Origin of the sequence: Dietzia kunjamensis, from assembly GCF_045689975.1 — a bacterium.
GTDB classification, from domain to species: domain Bacteria; phylum Actinomycetota; class Actinomycetes; order Mycobacteriales; family Mycobacteriaceae; genus Dietzia; species Dietzia kunjamensis.
The window spans coordinates 21,909-43,245 of the sequence record NZ_CP143298.1 but is presented as its reverse complement, the minus strand read 5'-3'; the positions used below and the strand labels follow the sequence as shown (position 1 = coordinate 43,245).

The following is a 21,337-nucleotide window of genomic DNA, read 5'->3' as shown; positions in this document are numbered from 1 at the left end:
CACCGGCCCGGTCGAGTCCAACAACGGATATCTCGAGCACCTGCGTGGACTCTCCAGTCTGCTTCCGGACCTCGGGCCACTATTTCCTGTGATCGCGCTTCCATTCCAGCGAGCTCCAGGCGGATCAACGGACTCTAGATCCGGAAGGGCAGGAAGGCGCGACCCTGCTCGGCCGAAACAAGGCATTCAATTTGTCGGAAGTGACCACTCTCTCTAATTTGCGCGCGGGGATGGGACGAACGAAGTTCGGGGTTCTCCGGATGGCGGCCACCTAAGCGTTTACAGCGAGGTCCGGTATTCTTGCGCGTCTCCGAAGCGCTGGCCGCCGTCGATCACTAGCGTCTCGCCAGTCACCCATGACGAGGTGTCCGAGGCCAGGAACGTGATGGCGTCGGCCACGTTGTCCGGCTCCCCGATCCGGCCCAAAGGCGTAGCGGCCGCGACCGCGGCCTCGTTTTCTTTCCACAACGCCTCCGCTAGCTTTGTCCGGACTACACCTGGGGCGATGGCGTTGACCCGGATCTTCGGGGACAGCTCCATGGCGAGTTGTTCAGTGAGGTAGATGAGCGCCGCTTTAGAGACGTTGTAGAGGCCGATGAGTGGCTCGTGAACCAGCCCTCCCATGGACGCGGTGTTGATCACCGACCCGCCGTGTTGTCCCATATAAGCTTTGGCGACCAGGCCGGTCCACAGCAACGGTGCCCACAGGTTGACGTCCATCGTCTTGGCGAATTGCCCGTGATTTTGCTGGGTCATCGGACCGTATGCCGGGTTCGTGCCGGCGTTGTTGACTAAGATGTCGATGCTGCCAAACGTCTCGAGCGTCAATGCGATGCATCGCTTGGCTTGGTTCTCGTCCACCGAGTGCGCCCCCACCCCGAGCGCGTTTCCCTCGATGGTCGAGGCGGCCTCCTCAGCGGCCTGCTGACTCCTCGAGGTGAGGACGACGTTGGCTCCGGCCCCGGCCAGCGCTCTCGCAGCTGCTAGCCCGATGCCGCGTGATGCGCCCGCGACTATCGCTGTCCTGCCGGTGAGGTCATGAGGGGCCATGGTTGTCAGAGTCCTCCGCTTGTCCTTCAGTGATGCACCAGGTCGGGTCCCGCTTCTCCAGGAGCGCGGTGCGCCCTTCCACGCCCTCAATCGAGGCGAAGAAGGTCAGGGACCAACGAGTGAGTTCGTTCATCCGCTGGCGCCCGTCGTCGGTGCGGGATTCGGCCACGAGCTTCTTGGTGCCGGAGAGAGCCTTCGGGCCTCCGCGCAGGAGCATCCCGACCACCCGGTCAGTTTCGGCGTCGAGCTGGTCGGCAGGTACTGCGCGGTTGATCAGGCCGTCGGCGACGGCCGTGGGCGCGTCGATGGTCTCGCCGGTGAGGAACAATTCGATAGCGCGGTGGCGGCGCATCCGGCGCAGCACCGGCACCGAGATGACCGCGGGCACCACCCCGATCCGGACCTCGGTGAAGGCGAAGGTGATCTGGTCGGAGGCCACGACGATGTCGCAGGCCGAAGCCAAACCCACTCCCCCGGCGCGGACCGCGCCGGCGATCCGGGCAACTACAGGCTTGGGGCTCGTCCACAGCAGCTCGACGATCTCCCCGAGTTCGACCTCGGACTCGTCGCTCGGTAGGCCGATCTCTTTGAGGTCGGCTCCGGCGCAGAATGCGGGACCATCGTGAGTCAGTACGATCACCCGGACGAGCTCGTCGGCCATCGCCTCGGTGAGGCGGTCCCGAAGTTCGCGGCGCACTTGCCGGGAGAGCGCATTGCGGTTGTGCTGGGAGTCCAGGACGATCCGGCCGACTCCTCTCGAGACCTCGAGGCGGACTAGGTCCGCCGTGGTGTAGTTCATCGCTTCTCCGCTAGGTCCGCGGGCACGGTCACGTGCCGGGCGAGGACGTACTCGGCCAGCCCCTTGGCCTGCGCGTCAAATGCCAGACTTGAGGAGACCCCGCGGCCGAGGTGTCCCGTGATGACGAAGTTCAGGGCCTTCAGGTTCGGCAGCGGGACGCGGGTGACGCGGTCCGGGTTGGTGCCGGGGACGAGAGCGGCGAACCGTTCTGCGGTCATGTGGCCCTTGAGCCAGCGGTGGACGGCGTCGTTCTTGGCCCACAGTCCGACGTTGGCGTTGCCTCCCTTGTCGCCCGAACGGGCGTGCACCAGGTCGCCGAGCGCGACCGAGACAGTCGGTCCACCCGCATCGTTCGCGGGTGATCCCGTGACGCCGCTGCTGCCCTCGTCGTCGTTGTCGTCGTCGTGTCTCGCACCACTTTCTGTGGAGACGCCGCTGGTCGCACCGACCGGTGCCATCTCCACCGTCTCGCCGCCGACGGTGGCGTAGGCGGAGACGAGTTCTGCAGGTACGAGCGCTGGCTGGTACACCGCGTACCCGACTGCCGGCGTGGGCGGGGTGGTGGTGTAGAAACCGGGGTAGCTCGAGAGTGCGGTCTCCACCACGGCGGAGGAGAACCCGCGCCCGACCAGCTTCTCGTCGTCACCGGCCACCGCGATGCGCAGCATCGAAATCGATTCGCCGAAGGTCTGCGGATCATCGACGGGACGGCCGAGCAGGGAGACGTCGACGTCAGCGAAAGCGCCTCGGCCGCCGGGGATACGGCTCCACACCGCGCGCTCGGCCAGCTCGGCCTTCGCCTCGGGGTCGCGGCCGGTGATGACCAGTGTCATCGCGTTGCGGAAGGCCCCCGGGTAGGCCATGGAGACCTTGAGCGACGAGGTCGGTGCGCGGCCGGTCGTGCCCGAGATCTCGACCCGATCCCGTCCGGACTGCTCGAGTCGAATCGAGCGCAGGTCGGTGACGACGTCCGGATTGAGATACTCGCGGCCCTGGATCTCGTACAGCAACTGCGCGGTGACGGTGTCGACGGTGACTGCTCCGCCGGTCCCCTCGCCCTTGGTGATGACGCTGCTGCCGTCGGCGCGGATCTCGGCGATCGGGAAGCCCGCGGTCTCGATCCTGGTGATGTCGGCGAAACCGGAGAAGTTACCGCCGGTGGCCTGTGCGCCGCACTCGACCACATGTCCGGCGACCACGGCCCCGGCGATCTGGTCCCAGTCGGATTGTGTCCAGCCGTGTGCCCACGCGGCGGCGCCGACGATGAGTGCGGCGTCGGTGACGCGGCCGGTGACGACGATGTCCGCGCCCCGCTCGAGGCAGTTAACGATGGGCCACCCGCCCAGGTAGGCGTTCGCCACCAGGGCGCCATCAGAGGTGATCGGCTGGCCAGTGTCGGCGTCGAGGAGGATCCCGTCGGCCACCATCTGAGGCACCCGGTCGGCGATGTCGTCGCCGCTGACGTGGCCGACGGTCATCGAAAGACCGAGCCGCTGCGCCATCTTCTCGACGGCCTCTGCTGCTCCCGGCGGGTTAAGACCGCCGGCGTTGGATACGACGCGGATCCCGCGATCAGCGCAAGTGCCGAGGATCTGCTCCAGTTGAGTGAGGAACAGGGTGGCATAACCGCGGGAGGGGTCCTTTCGACGTTGACGCTCGAGGATCGTCATGGTCAGCTCCGCCAACCAGTCCCCAGTGAGGATGTCGACCTCCGCGGACTCCAGCAGCTCCAGCCCGGCCGAGAGGCGGTCACCGAGGAAACCGCTCATGCTGCCAATCCGGATGATCTTCTGGTTCTCGGTCATGACGCGGCCCCGGAGTCGTCGGCGTCACCGGTCACCACAACCAGCAGCTGCTGGTAGTCGACGGTATCGCCCACTGCCACCAGGAGCTTTTCGACGACACCCGCTTCTTCGGCGGTGTAGCGGTGCTCCATCTTCATGGCCTCGAGCACCACAAGGGTGTCACCGGCTCCGACCCGGTCCCCGACGGAGACCGGGGTGGCGACGACGGCGCCCGGCACCGTCGCGGTGACCGCTCCCCCGCCCTCGGCGGCGTCTGCGGCCTCTTCCAGGGGGGTCTTCTCGGTGAACCGGTAGCTGCCGTGCGCGGAGTCGACGACCACGTCGTGCCCGTACTCGGCCAGCTGGAAGACCTGGCGCAGGCCGTCGGCTTCGAGGACCAGTCTGGGGCCTGAATCGCTCAGGACGCGGATCTCCAGGGTCGACTCTCCGATATCGGCGGTCCAGCGGCCGTCGCGCTCGAGGCGAAGGCCCACCGTGTGCGTGCCACCCTCGCCCTCGATCTCGACGATGTCGGCCTGGCTGCGGACGTTGCGCCAGCCGAAGCCCGTGAACGGCTGGATCGTCTTGCGCTCTTGCAGGCGCAGAGCGGTGTGCAGGGCTGCGGCCACGGCGTGAAGGTTCTCGGACTCCTCGTCCACTGACCGCTCAGCCAGTGACGGGTTGGCATCCAGAAGCGCGGTCGAGAGCCGCCCCGTGCGAAAGTCCCCGTCCGCCAGGATCGCCCGGAGCAGGTCGCGGTTGGTGGCGACCCCGTGCACCCGGAGGCTGCCCAGCACCATCGACATGCGGTCGATGGCTTCGAGACGACTCCGGCCGTCGACAATGATTTTGGCGATCATCGGGTCGTAGCGGCTCGAGACCGGGCTGCCCGACCGCACCCCCAGCTCCCACCGGGCCTCTGGAACCTCAGGGGCCTCGAGGAGGTGGACGGTGCCGGGTGAGGGCAGGTAGTCGTTCGACGGGTCCTCGGCGTAGAGGCGGACCTCCACGGAGTGTCCGTCGAGGGTGATCTCCTCCTGCTCACGCGGGAGCCGCCCGCCGGAGGCAACGATGAACTGCCACTCCACCAAGTCCTCACCGGTGACCTGCTCGGTGACCGGGTGCTCCACCTGCAGACGGGTGTTCATCTCCAGGAAGGCGAAGTCCCCGTCGAAGTACAGGAACTCCACGGTCCCGGCGCCCTCGTAGCCGATCGAGCGGGCCAGTGACACCGCCGCCTCGGCCATTCGCTCCCGCACCTGCGGGTCCAGTCCCGGGGCGGGAGCCTCCTCGATGATCTTCTGGTGACGCCGCTGAACGGAGCAGTCCCGGTCGCCCAGGTGGACGACGTTGCCGTGCTGGTCGGCGAAGACCTGGACCTCGACGTGCCGTGGCGACTCGACGTACCGCTCGATGAAGAGCGTCCCGTCGCCGAAGGACGAGATGGCCTCACGTTGGGCGGTGACGATCGTCTGCGCGAGCTCGGCGTGGTCATCGACGCGGTGCATGCCCTTGCCACCGCCACCGGCGGAGGGCTTGACCAGCAGCGGGGTGGGGATGGCGCGGGCGCGCTCGATCGAGGCCTGGGGGTCGGCGTCGACGGTGACGCTGTCAAGGACCGGGACGCCGGAGTCGCGGGCGATCTCCTTGGCCCGGATCTTGCCTGCCATCTCGATCATCGCCTGCGGGGGCGGGCCCACCCAGATCAGCCCGCGCTCGATGACAGCGGCGGCGAATTCGGCGTTCTCGGCGAGGAACCCGTATCCCGGGTGGATGGCGTCGGCCCCGGTCCTGCTGGCGGCCTCCAGGATCAGCTCATGGTCGATGTACGGCGAGCTCGTCGCATCGTCGCCCAGCGCGACGGCCACATCGACGTCGTCGAGGTAGGCGGCCTGCCGGTCGGACTCGGCGTACACGCCGACCGTCCGGATACCAAGGCGGGTCGCGGTCCGGGCGATCCGGCTGACCACCTCCCCGCGGTTGGCGACGAGGACAGTGGTGATGGATTTCGAAGTCACTGCTTGGGAAGACATGCGGGTCACATCCTGAAGACGGCGAAGTTCTTGGGCTCCGGATCACCGGCACCAACGGCGGCGGACAGAGCGATGGACAGCACGGTGCGGGTGTCTCGCGGGTCGATGATCCCGTCGTCCCACAGGTGCCCGGTGGCGAAAAGGGCGGTCGATTCGCTATCGATCTGGCCCTCCACCGCCGCCCGCTGGGCCGCGTCGGCGGTCTCGTCGAACTCGGCACCGGCCTTCTCGGCAGCGTTGCGTCGAACGATCGACAGCACGCCCGCCAGCTGCTTACCGCCCATAACAGCGATTCGGTGGCTGGGCCAGGTGAAGACGAAACGGGGGTCATATGCCCGGCCTGACATCGCGTAGTTGCCGGCGCCGTAGCTCGCACCCACCATGAGGGTCAGGTGCGGCACCGACGAGTTGGACACCGCGTTGATGAGCTTCGCGCCGTCCTTGATGATGCCGCCCTGCTCGTAGCGGGTACCCACCATGAAGCCGGTGATGTTGTGCACGAACAGCAGCGGTGTGCGCGACTGATTGGCGAGCTGGATGAAGTGCGCGCCCTTCTGCGCCTCCTCGGAGAACAGGATGCCGTTGTTGGCGAGAATCCCGATGCGGCGTCCGGCCAGCGTCGCCCACCCGCACACCAGATTCGCGCCGTAGGCGGGCTTGAACTCGTCGAACCGCGATCCGTCCACCACCCGGACGATGACCTCGCGGATGTCATACGGCACGCGAGCGTTCGCGGACGGGATACCGAGCAACTCCTCCGGATCGAACAGCGGCTCCTCGCCGGCCTCAGTGATGGCGTGCGGGCGGATGTCCCCGAGATTGCGCACGAGATCGCGCGTCATCCGGACCGCCTCAAACTCATCGGCGGCCAGGTAGTCCGCCAGACCGGAGGTCCGGGCGTGCATCTCCGCACCACCCAGTTCCTCCTCGTCGGCGTCCTCGTCGGTTGCCATTTTCACCAGTGGAGGTCCGCCGAGGAACACCTGCGCCTGGCCTTTGACGAAGATGGTGTAGTCCGACATTCCCGGCACGTAGGCGCCGCCGGCGGTCGACGATCCGAACACCACCGCGATGGTCGTGACCCCTGCACCGGACAGTCGACTGATCTCTTTAAACACCGAGCCGCCCGGCACGAAGATCTCCGACTGCCGCGGTAGGTCGGCGCCGGCCGACTCCACCAGGTTGATCAATGGCAACCGGTTAATACGGGCTATCTCATAAGCGCGGAGGATCTTCTTGACCGTCGACGGACTCTGGCTACCACCCCGGACGGTGCCGTCGTTGCCGACGATCATCACCTCGGTGCCCTCGACGACGCCGATCCCGGTGACGCAACCGGCACCCAGCGGATCGCCCGCGCCGTAACCAGCCAACGTTGACAACTCCAGGAACGCCGACCCCCGGTCGACCAGCAACTCGATGCGCTCTCGCACCACCAGCCTGCCGCGCTCGCGGTGCCGGCCGATGTACTTCTCACCGCCGGTGACCTGCGCCTGCTGTTGAAGTTCCTCTATCTCCTCCAGCGCGGCCAGCATCGCCTCCCGATTCTCGGCATACTCCGCCGACCGGACATCAAGGCTCGAGACCACGCTGGACATCTGGAACTCCGCATCTGTTAAACGATCCACCGAGGCATGGACCGAACCGTGCCAGAGGTGTCTGTCGGGGCAAATTGGCACCCCGCCAACTGATCAACCATGAGGTGAGCAGCCGACTGCATGTCACCGTAGATCGAATGTGACTCACAAGTCAAGTATGACGAACGTCCTGACCTGTGCCAACCCGGGCGCTAGGAAGGATTGAGCAATTTCATTGACTCTCGAGTCAGCGCATGACTACAGTCACTTACCGATGCTCGACTCCAGGCGCCCAGATCCCGCGAGGCCAATTCAATGGCTGACACTGACAGTCCCCCTCCAAAACGAAGTACAACTCGAGTGCCCTGGCGCGTTGGAGACGACGCGACTACCACCAGGCCCATCATCGAATTCGCCAACGGCACTGGTAGGCGATCCTCAGACTTTCTGCTTTAGTGGAGTCGGCGAATATTTCATCGAGGCGTGGCACCTGGCCGACGCCCCTTTCAAAGGCTCCGACTTCTCGTGCAGTCTCGAGCCCGTCACACACTGAGAACCGAGAAGAAGGTCACTACATGTTCATTATCACGAGCAGGTATCTCAAGAGCTTCGAAATGGACGACCCGACACTCCGCGAGCACCTCGAGTTCGTCAACAAGCACTACGACGACGGCACATTCGTCGCCTTCGGATCTCGTAAGCCTCGGGTTGGCGGACTGATTATCGCCAGGGGAACCGACGGCGACGAAATGCGCGCACTCATGAAAGACGACCCCTTTGTCCGCGAAGGGATCGCCGAATACGAGTTCCAAGAGTGTCAACTGTCCAAAGCAACTCACCCCGATTTGGTCGAACCTTAACGGAAAACCCAATATCAGTGGAGACACCGTTTGAAATGCAACGAGAGCAGGCTTTTGACGTTGCGTGCCCCACTCTGCGGCGACCGCGAGTGGACGTACGACGAGAACTCGAATCCATACCCACCCTGCCCGCCGTCGAGTTGTGCGGATGGACGACCTGCGTTGGTGGCCTTGACTTCATCGGCCTCATCGAAGCGGCAGGCGGTCACGCGAACCGAGGCGCCGGCCCGCACGACGGCGGGAATAGTCAAGAAGTTCGCGCTTCGCCCATAGGTAGAATCAGTTTCAGAAGTGAACGCAGGAGCGCACTAATTCGGAACGAAATACATAAGCTGAGGAGCGTGGCCGGTGCCGAAACCGACTGGTAGCAGGGCGAACGGCGAAGTCGCATCCACACTGGAGTCAAGGCTCGCAATTCGGCAGGAGTTGCCAACTACTCAACGCGGTCGTCGGACGCGCGGAGCGCTAGTCGCTGCGGCTCGCGAATTATTCGAGCAGCGTGGTTTTTTTGAAACTCGAATCTCGGACATCGCCAAGCTGTCCAAGACTTCGTACGGGAGCTTCTACCACTACTTCGAGACCAAGGAAGCAGTTCTCCACGAGCTGTTCACCACCGTCGCAGGCGAGATGTTCAATGCGTCGCGGACTGGGACTCAGGGCGCCACTGACCCCGTGGGCCGCATAGCTACAGCTAACCGACAGTACTTTGCGGTGGCCGCCCGAAACGCAAAGTTGGTCTCGGTGATCGACGAGGTCGCCATTCGAGACCCGCAGTTCAAGGAACTCAAGCTACAGATTCGGGATCTTTTCCTGAGCCGTAACGAACGAGCAATCCGAAACCTGCAGGACGAGGGACTCGTCGATCCAAAGATCGATCCGGCTCTCACGGCCGCAGCCTTGGGTGGCATGGTCGAGCACTTTACCCAGATGTGGTTTATTTACGGCGTGACGTTCGACGAAGGAAAATCAATCGAGACTTTGACGTCGATCTGGGCCCGAGCTCTCGGACTACCCGAACCTGAAACTTCGTGATTTATAGGCAACCTTCAGACCCTGAGCGCGGGCCGACGACACTTCCCGGGCCGACGACAGCGTGCTGCCAGAAGCAGCGCTCGGCGGGCTTTCGAGTCGGCGCCAGCTTCCATGCCTTATGACAAAGTGGGTAAGCGTCTATCCGGCTACCTAGCGCAGACGCCCGAACAACAAGTCTCAAGAATCCTTACGACCGCCCCCTCACCGGCCGGTCATCACACTGTCCGTGGTGGCCGGCGCAGGGGGGCGCAACTTTCCTTGCCGCCATGGACCGCCAACCTGGTGTCGCATTTGACGATCGCCTAACGCGATTCCTTCGAGCGTGTCTTGAAGAAGGGGGTCGGCGCTCGCCCGGCAGTCGCATAAGCACGTAGCGCAGGGGATGAGCGCGAATGTGGGGTGTCTGCGACGCCTTATAGGCTGACCGCGATGTTCAACGACGCTGCGCGGGTGGCCTTTGCGGATGAGTCATTCCACGAGGCTGACCACGGCGGATTCTATGTCCTTGCAGCTGCGGTGTTCGACGAAGCTAGCCATGAGACGGTGCGCACCTGCATGCAGCAGCTCCGAGGGAAACGCCGGTCTTCCAAGTTGCACTGGAATGAGATGGACACTCGCCAGCAAACCACTGCCGCACAGACCATCGCCGCACTAGACGGCTTCCATATCGTCACCGTGGGCACGCCGGTGCCGCGCAGACGCCAGGAACGCGCGCGAGCTATGTGCCTGACCCGCCTGATCACCGAGCTGCACAGCTACTCCGTCACAGACCTCGTGATTGAATCTCGAACGGTCCAACTCAACGAGCGCGACATCAAAACGGCCCAAGGAGCCCGGTTCTCGCTACCGGCGGGTACGCGCTTCCACGTCACCCACGTGGCAGGCGCCCAGGAACCACTCCTGTGGTCCGCCGACATCGTGGCCGGCGCCGTCCGCGCCCACCATCAAGGAAACGGGACCTACCGGCAGAGACTGGAGCGCTGTCTGTACGAAGTGGAGCTAGACACCGGCAGCTGACGAACTCCGGACATGCGTAAGGCCAGGGTCCCGGTCTGCCCCAGGTGCACCTGGCCTTGCGACTCGCCCAACACCCACGGTGTCGCGCTCACACCCCAGGATACCCGGCCACACCCCGAATGCAATACAACGAGGAGCCTCGCCGAGTGGACATCCTGGCCCTGGCTGAGGGCCACGCTTCATTTCCACAAGACTCACGAGTGCGAAAGAACTAGACGATACCTGGTCACTATATGTGGCGCATACTGGCACCGCAGTAGAAACGACCTCATCAGGGAGAATCAATGGCACAACAATTTCACGTGAGATTCATCGACGATCTCGACGGCACCGACCTTGGCGACAAAGCAAACACCATCACTTTTGCGTTCGAGGGCAAAGACTATTCCATCGACCTCAGCGATGCTAACGCTGACACTTTCCGCGAGGCGATGAAGCCGTACATCAATGCCGGCCACCGAGTCGCCGGGAGCAAAACCAAGACCTCCCGCAGATCCACCACTTCAGCCAATGAGACCAAGCGGGTTCGCGAATGGGCCCGATCCAACGGGTATGACGTCTCCGACCGCGGACGCATACCCGCTGAGGTGATGCAGGCATACACCGCCGCCAACTAACCAGGCAGCACGGCGCCGGCCCGCCGGCGCCGTGCTCCGATCAACGCCACAGGTCACGACGACCAGAAGCACCCAGCGAACTAGTCACGTCTCAAAACGCCGCGCCACTAGGCATTATGTTAACGCCGATAACTTATCTTATGTAAAGTAAACGATCGCGAGATCCGGCGCTTCGTCTCCACTGGAGGAGCGCATCGTTAAGGGCGACAGGGATGCCGGACCGTCCGGATCTACCCACAGCGACAATGGCGCCGTTCGATCTGCGTTTTTTCTCATGTGGCCGAGCGAAACACTCTGTTTGCCATGCCGTACCCCGTAGGGCGCGTTCACATAATGTACAGATGTGCGACTTGCGCACACCAGGCTGGCTGACTAATCTCCCGACTCATAGAAGGTTGTAATCTGAGTCACTTTTCCAACGTCAGGACGCCTCGTCTCTGCGTCCGCCGCGCGGCAGAAGTCGCTTCTATCGAGAGGACGTCATGTTGCATCTCCCCGCCCGGTACGTCGACGACCGCGACGCAAACCCACCGCTCGCCTTTCCCGAGTACGGCACCACTAGACTCCGGGCACCGCGCAACGACCTCGTCCTGCTCCCCCAGCGGATGGGGGAGCTCTCCGGTCCGGTCTTCTGCGGGTCGGCGGTCACCGAGTCCGAGGCCGACCTCACACTGGTCGGGAGCGGCGAGGCGATCGGTCAGCGCATCATCGTCCACGGCCGCGTCCTCGACAGCGATGGCAAGCCGGTTCCCGAGACACTCGTCGAGGTATGGCAAGCTAACGCGGCGGGCCGGTATCGCCACAAGAACGATTCGTGGCCGGCCCCCCTCGACCCGAACTTCAACGGCGTCGGTCGCTGTGTGACCGATGAACATGGTCGCTACCGGTTCCTAACGATTAAGCCCGGCGCCTATCCCTGGGGCAATCACCACAACGCCTGGCGCCCCGCCCACATCCACTTCTCACTGTTCGGGCGCGCCTACACCGAACGGCTCATCACCCAGATGTACTTCCCGGACGACCCGTTCTACTTCCAAGACCCCATTTTCAACGCCGCGCCCGCCGGCGCCCGCGAACGGATGATCAGCGTTTTTGACTACGACGCCACCGAGTCCGACTGGGCCCCGGCGTTCAAGTTCGACATCGTTCTGCGCGGCCGCAACGCGACCCCCTTCGAGAATGGCCAGGAGCACTGATGATCGACACCGCCAACCCCTCGGCACCGCGCTACCCCGCGCTCACGGCGCGCGACCAAGATGACGCCGGCTTCGGATTAACGCCCTCCCAGACCGTCGGTCCGTACGTGCATATCGGTCTCGAACCTGACTGGACAGCCTCGCGCACTCTCGTTGAACCCGGCACCGAGGGCCACATCCACGTGACCATAACTGTGCTCGACGGCGAAGGTGCGCCGGTCACCGACGCCATGATCGAGACCTGGCAGGCTGATGCCCATGGCAGGTTTGTCCGCGACACCCCGCTCGTCGGGGGCGTAGGCTTCACCGGCCTCGCCCGGGTATTCGCCGATGAGACCGGCACCGTCACCATCGACACGGTCCGGCCCGGGCCGGTCGGCGCTGGGACCGACGGGAGCCAGGCCCCGCACCTAGCGGTGGGCGTGTTCGCACGCGGCATCCTCAAGCGACTGGTGACCCGCCTGTACTTTCCGGAGGACACCGAAGCTCACGCCGTCGACCCGGTCCTCGCGGCACTCCCCGAGAAACGCCGCGAACTGCTGGTGGCCGAGCGGAGCGGGGGAACGTACCACCTCACCGTGCAGCTGCAGGATTCGCCCGCACGTCCCGAAACCCCGTTCTTCGACCTGTGACCGGAACGCGCGGCCCACTATTCGACCCGGTCTTCGGCCAGACCAACGGCGTCGACCACTCCGACGAGGCATGGACGCGCGCTCTTGTCGAGGTCGAGGCCGCACTCGCGCGCGCCGCCTCTCGCTCCGGGCTCGTCGGGACCGCGACCGCCGAAGCCCTCACCGCCCTGGCCGCCGAGCCTGGGCGGATCCCCGACGCCGATCCCGCCACCCTCGGCCCGGCCTCCGTCTCCGGCGGCAACCCGGTAATCCCGCTCGTGTCCGCCCTGCGCGCGGAGGTGACGCAAACCGACCCCCACGCAGTAGCATCCGAGGTCCACGTGGGTGCCACCAGCCAGGACGTCATGGACTCGGCGGTCGCGCTGTTCGTCCACCGGACCGCGACGAACCTTGCCGGACACGCAGACCGCGCCGTTGCCGCCTGTGCGGCCATTGCCCACGAGCACCGGGACACCCCGCTCGTCGCCCGCACCCTCGGACAGCAGGCGCTGCCCACCACCTTCGGACTCGTGGCGGCGGGCTGGGGCGCCTCGATCCGCCGCGCCGCCGCGGAAGCGGTCCGTGCAGCGCACGGAGTGCCGGTCCAGTTCGGGGGTGCCGCGGGTACATTGGCCGCGCTCCATCCCCATGGCCTTGCGCTGGCCGACGCACTGGCCGACGAGCTCGGCCTTCCCCGTGCGGTGGCCCCATGGCACACCGACCGTACGGTGCTGACGCTCTACGCGGGCGCGCTCGGCGCGACCGCCGGCGCGACCGCGAAAGCGGCCGGTGACATCATCCGACACGCGGCCACCGAGATCGGCGAACTCTCCCTCCACGACGGCGGCGGCTCGTCGGCGATGCCACACAAACGCAACCCCACGGCCGCGATCGAGGCCCGTGCCGCGGCGATGCGAGCGCCGGGGCTCGTCGCGACCATGCACGCGGCCGCCGCCCACGAACACCAGCGTGCCGCCGGCGCCTGGCACGCCGAGTGGGAGACGCTCTCCGATCTGCAGCGCCTCACCGTGGGCGCCCTCGCCCGTCTGGCGGACGCCCTCGAGGACCTCGTAATACACCCGGGGGCGATGGCACAGAACCTCGACATGACCGGAGGAGCGCTTCTCGCCGAGCGAGTGGTCGTGGCTCTGGGCCGGGAGGTCCCAGACGCCCGCGGCCTGGTCACCGAAGCGTGCCGCAACTCCGAGCGGCTCGACCGCGACCCGCCCCTCGTCGAGGCCCTCGGCGCCGATCGCCTCGCCGAGCTGCTCGATCCCACCGGTTACACCGGTCACGCCACCGACCTCGTCGACCGCCTACTGCCCACGCTCACACCGATCTCCGAGCCCGACCTCCAGGAGGGCCACCGATGACCGGCAGCTCCGCAACCGCGAACCTGGCCCACGAGGCACAGGGCCCGTCGCACATCACCGCCGACACGCCCACTCTCGTACTGCTGGGTTCACTCGGATCGGACCGCTCGATGTGGTCACAACAGATCCGGGAATTGTCAAAGCTCTTCCGGGTGATCGCCATCGACCACCGTGGCCACGGTGACTCCGCGGCAATCCCCGGGCCCTGCACGATCGATGGTCTCGCTGGCGACGTCCTCACCCTGCTGGACTTCCTCGGCGTCGACAGATTCCATGTCGCCGGACTCTCCTTGGGTGGCGCGATCGCGCAGTGGCTGGCCGTACACCATCCTGACCGGATCGAGTCCATCGCGCTGCTGTGCACGGCCGCGCGCTTCGGCGAGCCAGAGGGTTGGGTCGACCGTGCGGCCACAGTTCGGCGGGACGGGGTCGGCGCGGTCGTCGACGCCGTCGTGGCCCGGTGGATCACCCCAGCCCTCACCGAACGGGACCCGCGCCTCGTCGCCACCTTGCGCAAGATGGTCCTGGCGACCGATGGCGAGAGTTACGCGGCGTGCTGCGACGCCCTGTCCGCCTTCGACCTCCGCGCCGACCTGGGCCGCATCGGGTGCCCTGCACTCGTCGCCGCGGGCGACCAGGATCCGTTGACGCCGCCGGAACTCGTCCGGGAGATCGCCGACGGCATCGAGGACGCCCGCTGGGAGCTACTCTTCCCCGCCGCCCACGTGCCTACCGTGGAACTGCCGGGACGAGTCACCACCCTCCTGCGCGACCACGTCCTCTCCTCCTCCGGCAGTGCGGCGTACATGGCCGGCCGGATAGCCGCGCATGACGCCGGTATGCGCCGCCGCCGGGAGGTTCTCGGTGACGCCCACGTCGACCGGTCGGTCGCGGGTACCACCGACTTCACGGCCCCGTTCCAGGACTTCATCACCCGTACCGCATGGGGGGACGTGTGGACCCGACCGGGACTCGACGAGACGCAACGCCGCCTGCTCACCATCGCCGTCCTCACCGCGCTGGGCAACGACGGTGAGCTGGACATGCACTTCCGCGCGGCCCTCCGCGCGGGAGTCCCCTCCGACCTCATCGCTGAGGTGCTGCTCCACACCGCGGTCTACGCGGGGGTGCCCAAGAGCAACCACGCCTTCGCGCTCGGCAAGGCGGCGCTCGCAGATCTCGCGGAGCCGACGTGACCGCGGACGAACGGGCGGTTGCCGCCGGATCGAGTCCCGACGCGGAGGCCGCGCGCGCTTCCTCCCCCGACTATGTCCAGTCGCTGGCCCGCGGTCTCGCGGCAATCCGTGCGTTCGACGCGGACAATCCTCGACAGACGCTGAGCGAGGTCGCACGTAACACCGGGCTCACACGGGCCACCGCGCGGCGGTTCCTGCTCACGCTCGTCGAGTTGGGCTACCTGGACACTGACGGACCGACGTTCCAGCTCACCCCCCGAGTCCTCGACCTGGGCTACAGCTTTCTCAGCTCGGCGTCGCTGCCGGATGTCGCGCAGCCCCACCTCAAGCGGCTGAGTAATCGCCTCGGGGAATCGTCCTCGGTATCAATCCTCGACCGGTCCGACATCGTCTACGTCGGTCGTGTCCAGGTGAGCCAGATCATGACCGTCGGCATCACCATCGGCACCCGCTTCCCCGCCTATGCCACATCGATGGGACGAGTCCTGCTCGCCGGCCTCGATAGCAAGCAACTGGATGAGTATTTTCGGGCCACCCCGCTCAAGGCGCGCTTCCCCACCACACTCGCCGACGAGAAGTCGCTTCGCGAGGCGATCGACCGCGTGCGCGAGCAGGGCTGGTGCATGGTCGATCAGGAACTCGAACCCGGGCTGCGGTCGCTTGCGGCACCCGTCCGCGACGCGGAGGAACGGGTCGTCGCCGCCATCAACCTCTCCACGCACGCGATGCGATACACATCCGAGCAACTTATCGAGGAGTTCGTCCCACCCCTACTGTCCACCGCCGAGGCGATCGGCGCGGATCTCGTTGCCGTCAACAGATGACCCGGCCGCCCGTCGCGCGCCCCGCCCCGAGAGGACCCCTGTGCCCGACGCCGTGACCTGTTCCCCTCTCCGCACACCGGCCGACCGGTTCAGCGGGGTCTTCAGAGACGTTCCTGTGGAGGCGCTGGCCGCCACCGTGATCCGCGAACTCGTGACCCGGAACGGACTCGAGGCGTCCCTGATCCACGAGGTTGTCCTCGGCACGTCAACCCCCACGGCTCGGGTGTCTCCCTGGGCCATCCCGTCGGGGCGACGGGCGGCCGGATCCTCTCCACCCGGTGTGGAGAGCTCGAGCGTCGCGATGCCCGATGGGGCCTGGAGACGATGCGCATCGGCGGCGGGCAGGGGCCTCGCGGCCAACTTCGAACGCGTCTGGCCCCGACGGGCTCGGATGGCCCGGCTACCGCGCGCGGTCGTCTCGGCCGGTCCCACTATGCTGTCATCGTGATAGCGCCTGACGACAGGGTGACGTCGCTGGCGAGAGGAATCGAGATTCTGCGGGTACTCAGCGAGGCCGGGATCCCACTCTCACTCGCCGCGGTCGCGGAACGTACGGATTCCACTCGCGCCACAGCTCGGCGCCTCTTGCTGTCTCTGCAGCACGTCGGCTACGTGGCCACCGACGGCCCCACCTTTTGGCTCCGGCCCAAACTGATGGAGCTCGGCGATCTCTACCTCGACAGACTCGGCCTGCCTGCTCTGGCGCGGCAGCACCTGGCGCTACTGGCCGAGCGGGTGCGCGACACTTGCTCCCTGACGATTTTGGATGGCGACACCGTGGTGTATGTCGACCGCGTGAAGGCCAGTCGTCTCATGACGGTCAATATCGCGGTCGGTACACGGCTTCCGGCGTTCATCATGTCGAGCGGGCGGGTTCTGCTTGCGGATCTTCCTCCGGAAGAGCTCGAGGACTACCTGCGCACCCTGACCCCCGGGCGGGTGGCCGGCTGCACCCGGTCCTTCCCGGAGGAGATCAAGGGAATTATCGAGCGTGCGCGCGTCGATGGCTTCGCGATCGCCGACCAGGAACTTGATCCGACCCTGCGCTCTATAGCCGCCCCCGTGTACGCGGATGGACGGGCGGTGGCCGCGGTCAACATCTCCACACCGGTCGGCCGGACCTCCTCACGGCAACTCCGCGAGGAGGTCCTTCCCGAGCTCCTGCAGACCACGCGAGCGATCGGAGCCGAGCTGGCCGTGAACTCACAGATCGAGCACTAGCCGAGGGCTCTTCGATCGACCGACGCAGACCATCCGCGCCCATCCGGGACCGCGCCGGTGCAGTGATCGCGGGTATCCACATCGCCGACCACTCCACTGGAGACACGGGCCTCCCACCGCTGACAAAATTCGTCCCTGACCTACTGGAGACCGCCGCCGCTATCGGTGCGGACCTCCATTCAAGTCACATCGATGTCGCTTCCGTGTAGATGGCAACTTCCAAGTGTGGTCAGCGGTCGCAGGTGGTCAGCGGTCGCAGGTGGTCATTGATCGCAAACCGTCGAGGCAGTCACCGCCGATATCGAAAAGCCCTAGTCCTTCACGCCAGCGGTGGCTGGCAGGCAGTACGGATCGCGGCACCGGCGGATCAGGGGCTAACGGACGAACGTCTATTTCGGAAGTGCGGAGACGAAGGCGTCAGAGTGGAATCGTTCGGGGACGAGCCCGCAGTCGCGGGCGAGATCGTCGACGGCTGAGTGGACCATTGTTTCGCTGCCGCAGGCGTACACCCTATGGCCGGTGAGGTCCGGATGGTCCTTCATGGCGGCCTGCTGCACCCATCCGGTGGCACCGCCCCAATCACGATCGGGGCGCGAGAGAACGGGGGTAAACGAGAACCAGTCGAAGCGTTTGGCCACAGCACAGACAAGATCCATCTGATAGACGTCCTCGAGACTCCGTGCGCCCCAGTACAGGTGGACGGGGCGGGTCTTCCGGCGCGCGATGTGGTCAAGGATGATCGACCGCATCGGCGCGAATCCGGTGCCTGTGGCCAGCAGCAAGATCGGATCCTCGGAAATCAAGCCCTCCTCATGGCCATCCGAGTCGTCAACGAAGAACTCGCCGAAAGGCGCCTCGATCTCGACAGTGTCGTGGAAATGGAGCTGCTGCAGTATCCGTGCCGAGAATGCGCCGCCTGCCGTGTGACGCACGTGCAGCTGCGCGAGGTCGTTGTGCTGGGGCGAGTTAGCGAGCGAATACGAACGAGTGTCGCCGTCGTCGAGGATCACGTTGAGGAACTGACCGGCCCGAAACGGCGTGCGCCGACCGATCGGGTACCGCAGGTCGAGGATCGTGACGCTCGGGGCGACCTGACGGCGGCGGTAGACGGTGGTGGTGAGGCGCTTGCGCTTAGGCGCCGTGCGCGCTTCGATCCGCTTCGGCGCAATCTCGACGTTACCGACCGGCCGCGCGCGACACATATGCACCTCGGCCGGTCCGCAGACGGTACCGGTGCCCGGAACGCTGAGCTCGCCGGACGTCAGGGTACCGATGCATGTGTCGCATACGCCCTTGCGGCACGAATACGGGATCCCCCAGCCCGCGCTCTCGGCTGCTTCCAAAACGGTCTGCTCCGGAGCGCACTCGAAGGCAATCTCGGAGCGATTGATGCTGATGGTGGTCATGTCAATCCTTCCGGCCCGAAGGGGCAAGTAGGCGCAGCGCCGATAGCACCGCACTCGGGTCCGCGGTGCCGAGGCCTGCCTTGCCGAACACCGGCCCGTGCCCAACGCTTGAGAATGAGACGCCGGCACCGATCGTCACCGCCGCAACATCGCGTCCGGCGACCGTCTTGATCGGAATGTGACCCTGGTCGTGATACATCGCAAGGTAGCCGTCGGCCTCACGAGCCCCACCGAGCACGACGTCCGCCCCAGTGGGGCCGGCCGCGTCGATGCCGAGTTCGCGCAGCTTTGCCACCGCTGGCTCAGTGACCCGCGCGTCGTCTCCGCCGAACAGGCCACCCTCACTTGCGTGGGGGTTGATACCGAACACCTGGATCGTGGGCATCTTGATGCCCATCCGGCGCAGCGCCGTGTTCAGAGCAACCCCGGCCGTCACCACCCTGTCCGGGGTGAGCTTCGCAATCGACTCCGAGAGCTGCTCGTGCAAGGTCACATGCGCAATTCGCATCCCGCCGCCGATCAGCATGAGGAAAACCTCATCCTCCGGCGTGCCGGTCAGCTCTGCGACTAGCGGCGGGTAACCCGCGAATTCGATGCCGGCCTGGCGTACCGCGGTCTCCGAGTGCGGGCAGGCCACCACTCCGGCATAGTCTCCGGATGCCGCGAGGCGCACCGCTTCGGTCACGTATACGATCGTCGCTGTGCCCGCGGCCGCAGTCACTTTTCCGGGAGCCAGGTCGGTGGGCTTCAGCGCCCCGGTGTCGACGAAGTCGCACACCCCTGGTTCTGCGATCGCACCCGGCACAGCGTCCCGCACCGCGAGCCCCTGCCGCTCGGCCGAGGGAGCGAAGACGTGTCGGTCTCCGACTACGACTGGAGCCGCGGCTCCGAGCTCGGCGACGGCCGCGGCGGCGATGTCGGCACCGCTGCCATTCGGATCACCAATGCTCAAGAGCAACCGGTTGGCGCCTGTCATAGCGGAAGCACCAGCAGCGTGTCGGTGCGGGAACTGTCGCATACAACGACCCGGCGGGTCAGCAACGCCTTGCCTCCAGCGAGCGAGTATTCATCGAGGTAGCGACCGCTCGCGAAGACGTCGGTTGGGCCGTTGCCGGTTATCCGAATGACGAGGAAGGACGTCTCACTCGACACGGTCTCGCCACCTTCAGAGAGGATCGCGGGCTGGCCGAGCAGATGCCGGTAGGCGTGTGGCTCGTAGATATTGGCTTCCTTGAGCGCCGAGACCCTGTCGCGCAGCATCGCCTTGTTGTTGGCCCAGATGACGCCGGCGGGTAGGCCGCGCCGGTGATTGTCGGCGGTGGTGACCTTATAAAAGGCGTCGTCCGTAAAGTGCTCGGGCCAGTCCTCGATCGGGCCATCGTCGATCACGCGCACATAGCTGGCCTGGGCGCGGCTGATCAGCGTGAAGGTGTCCATCACTCGTCCTTCCCGATCGTGAAGCCCATCGCTTCTCGGTAGGCCTTCCAGAAGCCCCGGATCGAGGCCTCGGTAACACGACTCTCGCTGGAGACCGCCTCGTCGCCGCCCATCTGCATAGTGGCGAACTCAGTGCTCGCACCCGCGATACCGCGCTGCACGAAGCCGCCGATCGCACCGTCCTCCATCGAGACGAAGCCCGCCGGGCCGACGAGGTTGGACTGCTTCATCCGGATCAGCTGCTGTTCCTCAGAGTCGCCCTCGAAGCCAAGAAGGGTCCAGTTCAGATTCGTGGAGTCGACGCCGGTGGGCAGCACTTGGCGGACCGCAATCGAGTTTTGAATCTGCTGCAGCACAAAACCGGGGGCCACAGAGAGGATCTGCAGGGTGATGTCGTCGCCGACCTCGCTAAAGCTGTCGACAAGCGACGGGTCCTCCAACTGATACTCAGCATCAGACCGGATGCCCTGATCCTTGTAGTGTCCATCAGCCTCAGCCTCACGGTTGATCGCGGACCAGCTCACGTGATGGGCACCGTTAGGCGAGACGATGATGCCCCCCTTCTGGTTCAGCTTGTTGAGGCCGAACGTCGTGAAGAACAAGTGCAAGATACTCGCGTGGTAGGAGTCCTTGGTGTTCTCCATGTAGAGCTTCCAGTTGTTTGGAAGTGTCTGTGTGAAACGGCCGAGCACGACCGGCTTGCGTCCGCCGAGCACACGCTCGATGGAATCGAGGATCTCCTGGCCGAGGTACTCCTCGATCTCCGGCACATCATTGTTGAGGCTGCCGAAGATGAGCCCGTGAACGTTCGCGAGCCGAAGCCGGCGAGGACTGTGCGCGGCCTTGCAGAAGCCCGGCCCCATGCCGCCCTTTCCGCCGATACCGTCCTCGAAAGCGACCCCGGTGAGGTCGCCCTGCAGGTTGTAGGTCCAAGCGTGGTAGACACAGGTGAAGTCCTGAGCATTACCGTAGTGCTCCATTGCGATCAGAGAACCGCGGTGAGCGCATCGATTCTCGAATGCGTAGATTTCGCCGTCGTGGTCACGCGTCACCAGGACGGGCTGCTCACCGATGAAGGTCGCGCAGAAGTCGCCTGGCTCGGCGAGCTCCGCCTCGAGACAAAGATAGTTCCACATTCGACCGTGGAAAATGTTGCGCTGTTCAGCTCGGTAGACATCCTCGTCCTGGAATACCCAGTACGGCACATCAGTGAGGCGCTCCGGCCAATGGCGGGCGGACATATCACTTTCCACCGCGGTAGCAGTGCCCTTCGGTTCACTCACTCAGGCTCTCCTTCGTTGACG

The 21,337-nt window shown here is 65.4% G+C and carries 19 protein-coding genes and 2 pseudogenes; 12 read left to right on the top strand and 9 right to left on the bottom strand.

Going from position 1 to position 21,337, the window contains the following annotated elements; all coding sequences use genetic code 11:
* Positions 1-279: 279 nt before the first annotated feature.
* Genes VZF99_RS16515 through VZF99_RS16495 form a run of 5 tightly spaced genes read right to left on the bottom strand, consistent with a single transcriptional unit; the run spans position 280 to position 7,264 of the window.
* Positions 280-1,050 carry an SDR family oxidoreductase gene (locus VZF99_RS16515; RefSeq protein WP_341875616.1) on the bottom strand — a complete coding sequence of 257 codons (771 nt, stop codon included), beginning with the start codon at positions 1,048-1,050 and terminating at the stop codon, positions 280-282.
* Positions 1,037-1,849 carry an enoyl-CoA hydratase-related protein gene (locus tag VZF99_RS16510; RefSeq protein ID WP_341875615.1) on the bottom strand — a complete coding sequence of 271 codons (813 nt, stop codon included), beginning with the start codon at positions 1,847-1,849 and terminating at the stop codon, positions 1,037-1,039. Before VZF99_RS16510 ends, VZF99_RS16515 begins: the two co-directional genes overlap by 14 nt.
* Positions 1,846-3,654 (bottom strand): acyclic terpene utilization AtuA family protein, encoded by a 1,809-nt coding sequence (locus tag VZF99_RS16505; RefSeq protein ID WP_341875614.1) that lies wholly within the window; start codon positions 3,652-3,654, stop codon positions 1,846-1,848. Before VZF99_RS16505 ends, VZF99_RS16510 begins: the two co-directional genes overlap by 4 nt.
* Complete coding sequence (locus tag VZF99_RS16500) at positions 3,651-5,666, bottom strand: biotin carboxylase N-terminal domain-containing protein (RefSeq protein ID WP_341875613.1); 2,016 nt, start codon at positions 5,664-5,666, stop codon at positions 3,651-3,653. The genes VZF99_RS16505 and VZF99_RS16500 overlap by 4 nt, the downstream gene beginning before the upstream one ends.
* A gap of 5 nt (positions 5,667-5,671) precedes the next feature.
* Positions 5,672-7,264 carry a carboxyl transferase domain-containing protein gene (locus VZF99_RS16495; protein ID WP_341875647.1) on the bottom strand — a complete coding sequence of 531 codons (1,593 nt, stop codon included), beginning with the start codon at positions 7,262-7,264 and terminating at the stop codon, positions 5,672-5,674.
* Between the two features lie 554 nt (positions 7,265-7,818).
* Here VZF99_RS16495 and VZF99_RS16490 point away from each other — a divergent pair.
* The 12 genes and pseudogenes from VZF99_RS16490 to VZF99_RS16435 all read left to right on the top strand — a co-directional run bounded on the left by VZF99_RS16490 (position 7,819) and on the right by VZF99_RS16435 (position 17,190).
* A complete protein-coding gene (locus VZF99_RS16490) occupies positions 7,819-8,103 on the top strand; it encodes a YciI family protein (protein ID WP_341875612.1) in 285 nt (94 codons plus the stop codon).
* 348 nt (positions 8,104-8,451) lie between these two features.
* Positions 8,452-9,135: a TetR/AcrR family transcriptional regulator gene (locus VZF99_RS16485; protein WP_407336163.1), complete on the top strand. Its 684-nt coding sequence runs from the start codon at positions 8,452-8,454 to the stop codon at positions 9,133-9,135.
* Positions 9,136-9,564: 429 nt separating this feature from the next.
* Positions 9,565-10,152 (top strand): hypothetical protein, encoded by a 588-nt coding sequence (locus VZF99_RS16480; protein ID WP_341875610.1) that lies wholly within the window; start codon positions 9,565-9,567, stop codon positions 10,150-10,152.
* Positions 10,153-10,454: 302 nt separating this feature from the next.
* Entirely contained in the window at positions 10,455-10,769 is a 315-nt protein-coding gene (locus VZF99_RS16475) for an Lsr2 family protein (RefSeq protein ID WP_407336162.1), read from the top strand.
* 482 nt (positions 10,770-11,251) lie between these two features.
* A complete protein-coding gene (pcaH, locus tag VZF99_RS16470; protein WP_341875608.1) occupies positions 11,252-11,965 on the top strand; it encodes a protocatechuate 3,4-dioxygenase subunit beta in 714 nt (237 codons plus the stop codon).
* Positions 11,965-12,597, top strand: a complete 633-nt coding sequence (gene pcaG / locus VZF99_RS16465) for a protocatechuate 3,4-dioxygenase subunit alpha (RefSeq protein ID WP_341875607.1) — start codon at positions 11,965-11,967, stop codon at positions 12,595-12,597. Before pcaH ends, pcaG begins: the two co-directional genes overlap by 1 nt.
* On the top strand, positions 12,594-13,949 hold the full coding sequence (locus VZF99_RS16460; protein WP_341875643.1) for a lyase family protein: 1,356 nt from the start codon (positions 12,594-12,596) through the stop codon (positions 13,947-13,949). The genes pcaG and VZF99_RS16460 overlap by 4 nt, the downstream gene beginning before the upstream one ends.
* Positions 13,946-15,145, top strand: a complete 1,200-nt coding sequence (pcaD, locus tag VZF99_RS16455) for a 3-oxoadipate enol-lactonase (protein ID WP_341875642.1) — start codon at positions 13,946-13,948, stop codon at positions 15,143-15,145. The genes VZF99_RS16460 and pcaD overlap by 4 nt, the downstream gene beginning before the upstream one ends.
* An 83-nt stretch (positions 15,146-15,228) precedes the next feature.
* Complete coding sequence (locus VZF99_RS16450) at positions 15,229-15,969, top strand: IclR family transcriptional regulator (protein ID WP_341875646.1); 741 nt, start codon at positions 15,229-15,231, stop codon at positions 15,967-15,969.
* Positions 15,970-16,173: 204 nt separating this feature from the next.
* Positions 16,174-16,342: pseudogene (locus VZF99_RS16445) on the top strand (acetyl-CoA C-acyltransferase); the annotation flags it as partial.
* Between the two features lie 71 nt (positions 16,343-16,413).
* Positions 16,414-16,536, top strand: a pseudogene (locus VZF99_RS16440) (helix-turn-helix domain-containing protein); the annotation flags it as partial.
* A 45-nt stretch (positions 16,537-16,581) separates the two neighbouring features.
* Complete coding sequence (locus VZF99_RS16435; protein WP_407336171.1) at positions 16,582-17,190, top strand: IclR family transcriptional regulator C-terminal domain-containing protein; 609 nt, start codon at positions 16,582-16,584, stop codon at positions 17,188-17,190.
* 389 nt (positions 17,191-17,579) lie between these two features.
* Here the strand turns inward: VZF99_RS16435 and VZF99_RS16430 are convergent, their stop codons facing one another.
* The 4 genes from VZF99_RS16430 to VZF99_RS16415 are packed head-to-tail and all read right to left on the bottom strand — an operon-like array spanning position 17,580 to position 21,274.
* Positions 17,580-18,596: a 2Fe-2S iron-sulfur cluster-binding protein gene (locus VZF99_RS16430; RefSeq protein ID WP_341875641.1), complete on the bottom strand. Its 1,017-nt coding sequence runs from the start codon at positions 18,594-18,596 to the stop codon at positions 17,580-17,582.
* A 1-nt stretch (position 18,597) separates the two neighbouring features.
* Positions 18,598-19,572, bottom strand: coding sequence for a PdxA family protein (locus VZF99_RS16425; RefSeq protein WP_341875640.1), 975 nt, complete (start codon positions 19,570-19,572; stop codon positions 18,598-18,600).
* On the bottom strand, positions 19,569-20,033 hold the full coding sequence (locus VZF99_RS16420; RefSeq protein ID WP_209912139.1) for an aromatic-ring-hydroxylating dioxygenase subunit beta: 465 nt from the start codon (positions 20,031-20,033) through the stop codon (positions 19,569-19,571). The genes VZF99_RS16425 and VZF99_RS16420 overlap by 4 nt, the downstream gene beginning before the upstream one ends.
* Complete coding sequence (locus VZF99_RS16415) at positions 20,033-21,274, bottom strand: aromatic ring-hydroxylating dioxygenase subunit alpha (RefSeq protein ID WP_255029343.1); 1,242 nt, start codon at positions 21,272-21,274, stop codon at positions 20,033-20,035. The genes VZF99_RS16420 and VZF99_RS16415 overlap by 1 nt, the downstream gene beginning before the upstream one ends.
* Positions 21,275-21,337 lie beyond the last annotated feature (63 nt).

Coding starts and splice junctions, on each gene's coding strand:
- VZF99_RS16515 (WP_341875616.1), bottom strand. CDS start 1,050: ATGGCCCCTCATGACCTCACCGGCAGGACAGCGATAGTCGCGGGCGCA.
- VZF99_RS16510 (WP_341875615.1), bottom strand. CDS start 1,849: ATGAACTACACCACGGCGGACCTAGTCCGCCTCGAGGTCTCGAGAGGA.
- VZF99_RS16505 (WP_341875614.1), bottom strand. CDS start 3,654: ATGACCGAGAACCAGAAGATCATCCGGATTGGCAGCATGAGCGGTTTC.
- VZF99_RS16500 (WP_341875613.1), bottom strand. CDS start 5,666: ATGTCTTCCCAAGCAGTGACTTCGAAATCCATCACCACTGTCCTCGTC.
- VZF99_RS16495 (WP_341875647.1), bottom strand. CDS start 7,264: ATGTCCAGCGTGGTCTCGAGCCTTGATGTCCGGTCGGCGGAGTATGCC.
- VZF99_RS16490 (WP_341875612.1), top strand. CDS start 7,819: ATGTTCATTATCACGAGCAGGTATCTCAAGAGCTTCGAAATGGACGAC.
- VZF99_RS16480 (WP_341875610.1), top strand. CDS start 9,565: ATGTTCAACGACGCTGCGCGGGTGGCCTTTGCGGATGAGTCATTCCAC.
- pcaH (WP_341875608.1), top strand. CDS start 11,252: ATGTTGCATCTCCCCGCCCGGTACGTCGACGACCGCGACGCAAACCCA.
- pcaG (WP_341875607.1), top strand. CDS start 11,965: ATGATCGACACCGCCAACCCCTCGGCACCGCGCTACCCCGCGCTCACG.
- pcaD (WP_341875642.1), top strand. CDS start 13,946: ATGACCGGCAGCTCCGCAACCGCGAACCTGGCCCACGAGGCACAGGGC.
- VZF99_RS16430 (WP_341875641.1), bottom strand. CDS start 18,596: ATGACCACCATCAGCATCAATCGCTCCGAGATTGCCTTCGAGTGCGCT.
- VZF99_RS16425 (WP_341875640.1), bottom strand. CDS start 19,572: ATGACAGGCGCCAACCGGTTGCTCTTGAGCATTGGTGATCCGAATGGC.
- VZF99_RS16420 (WP_209912139.1), bottom strand. CDS start 20,033: ATGGACACCTTCACGCTGATCAGCCGCGCCCAGGCCAGCTATGTGCGC.
- VZF99_RS16415 (WP_255029343.1), bottom strand. CDS start 21,274: ATGTCCGCCCGCCATTGGCCGGAGCGCCTCACTGATGTGCCGTACTGG.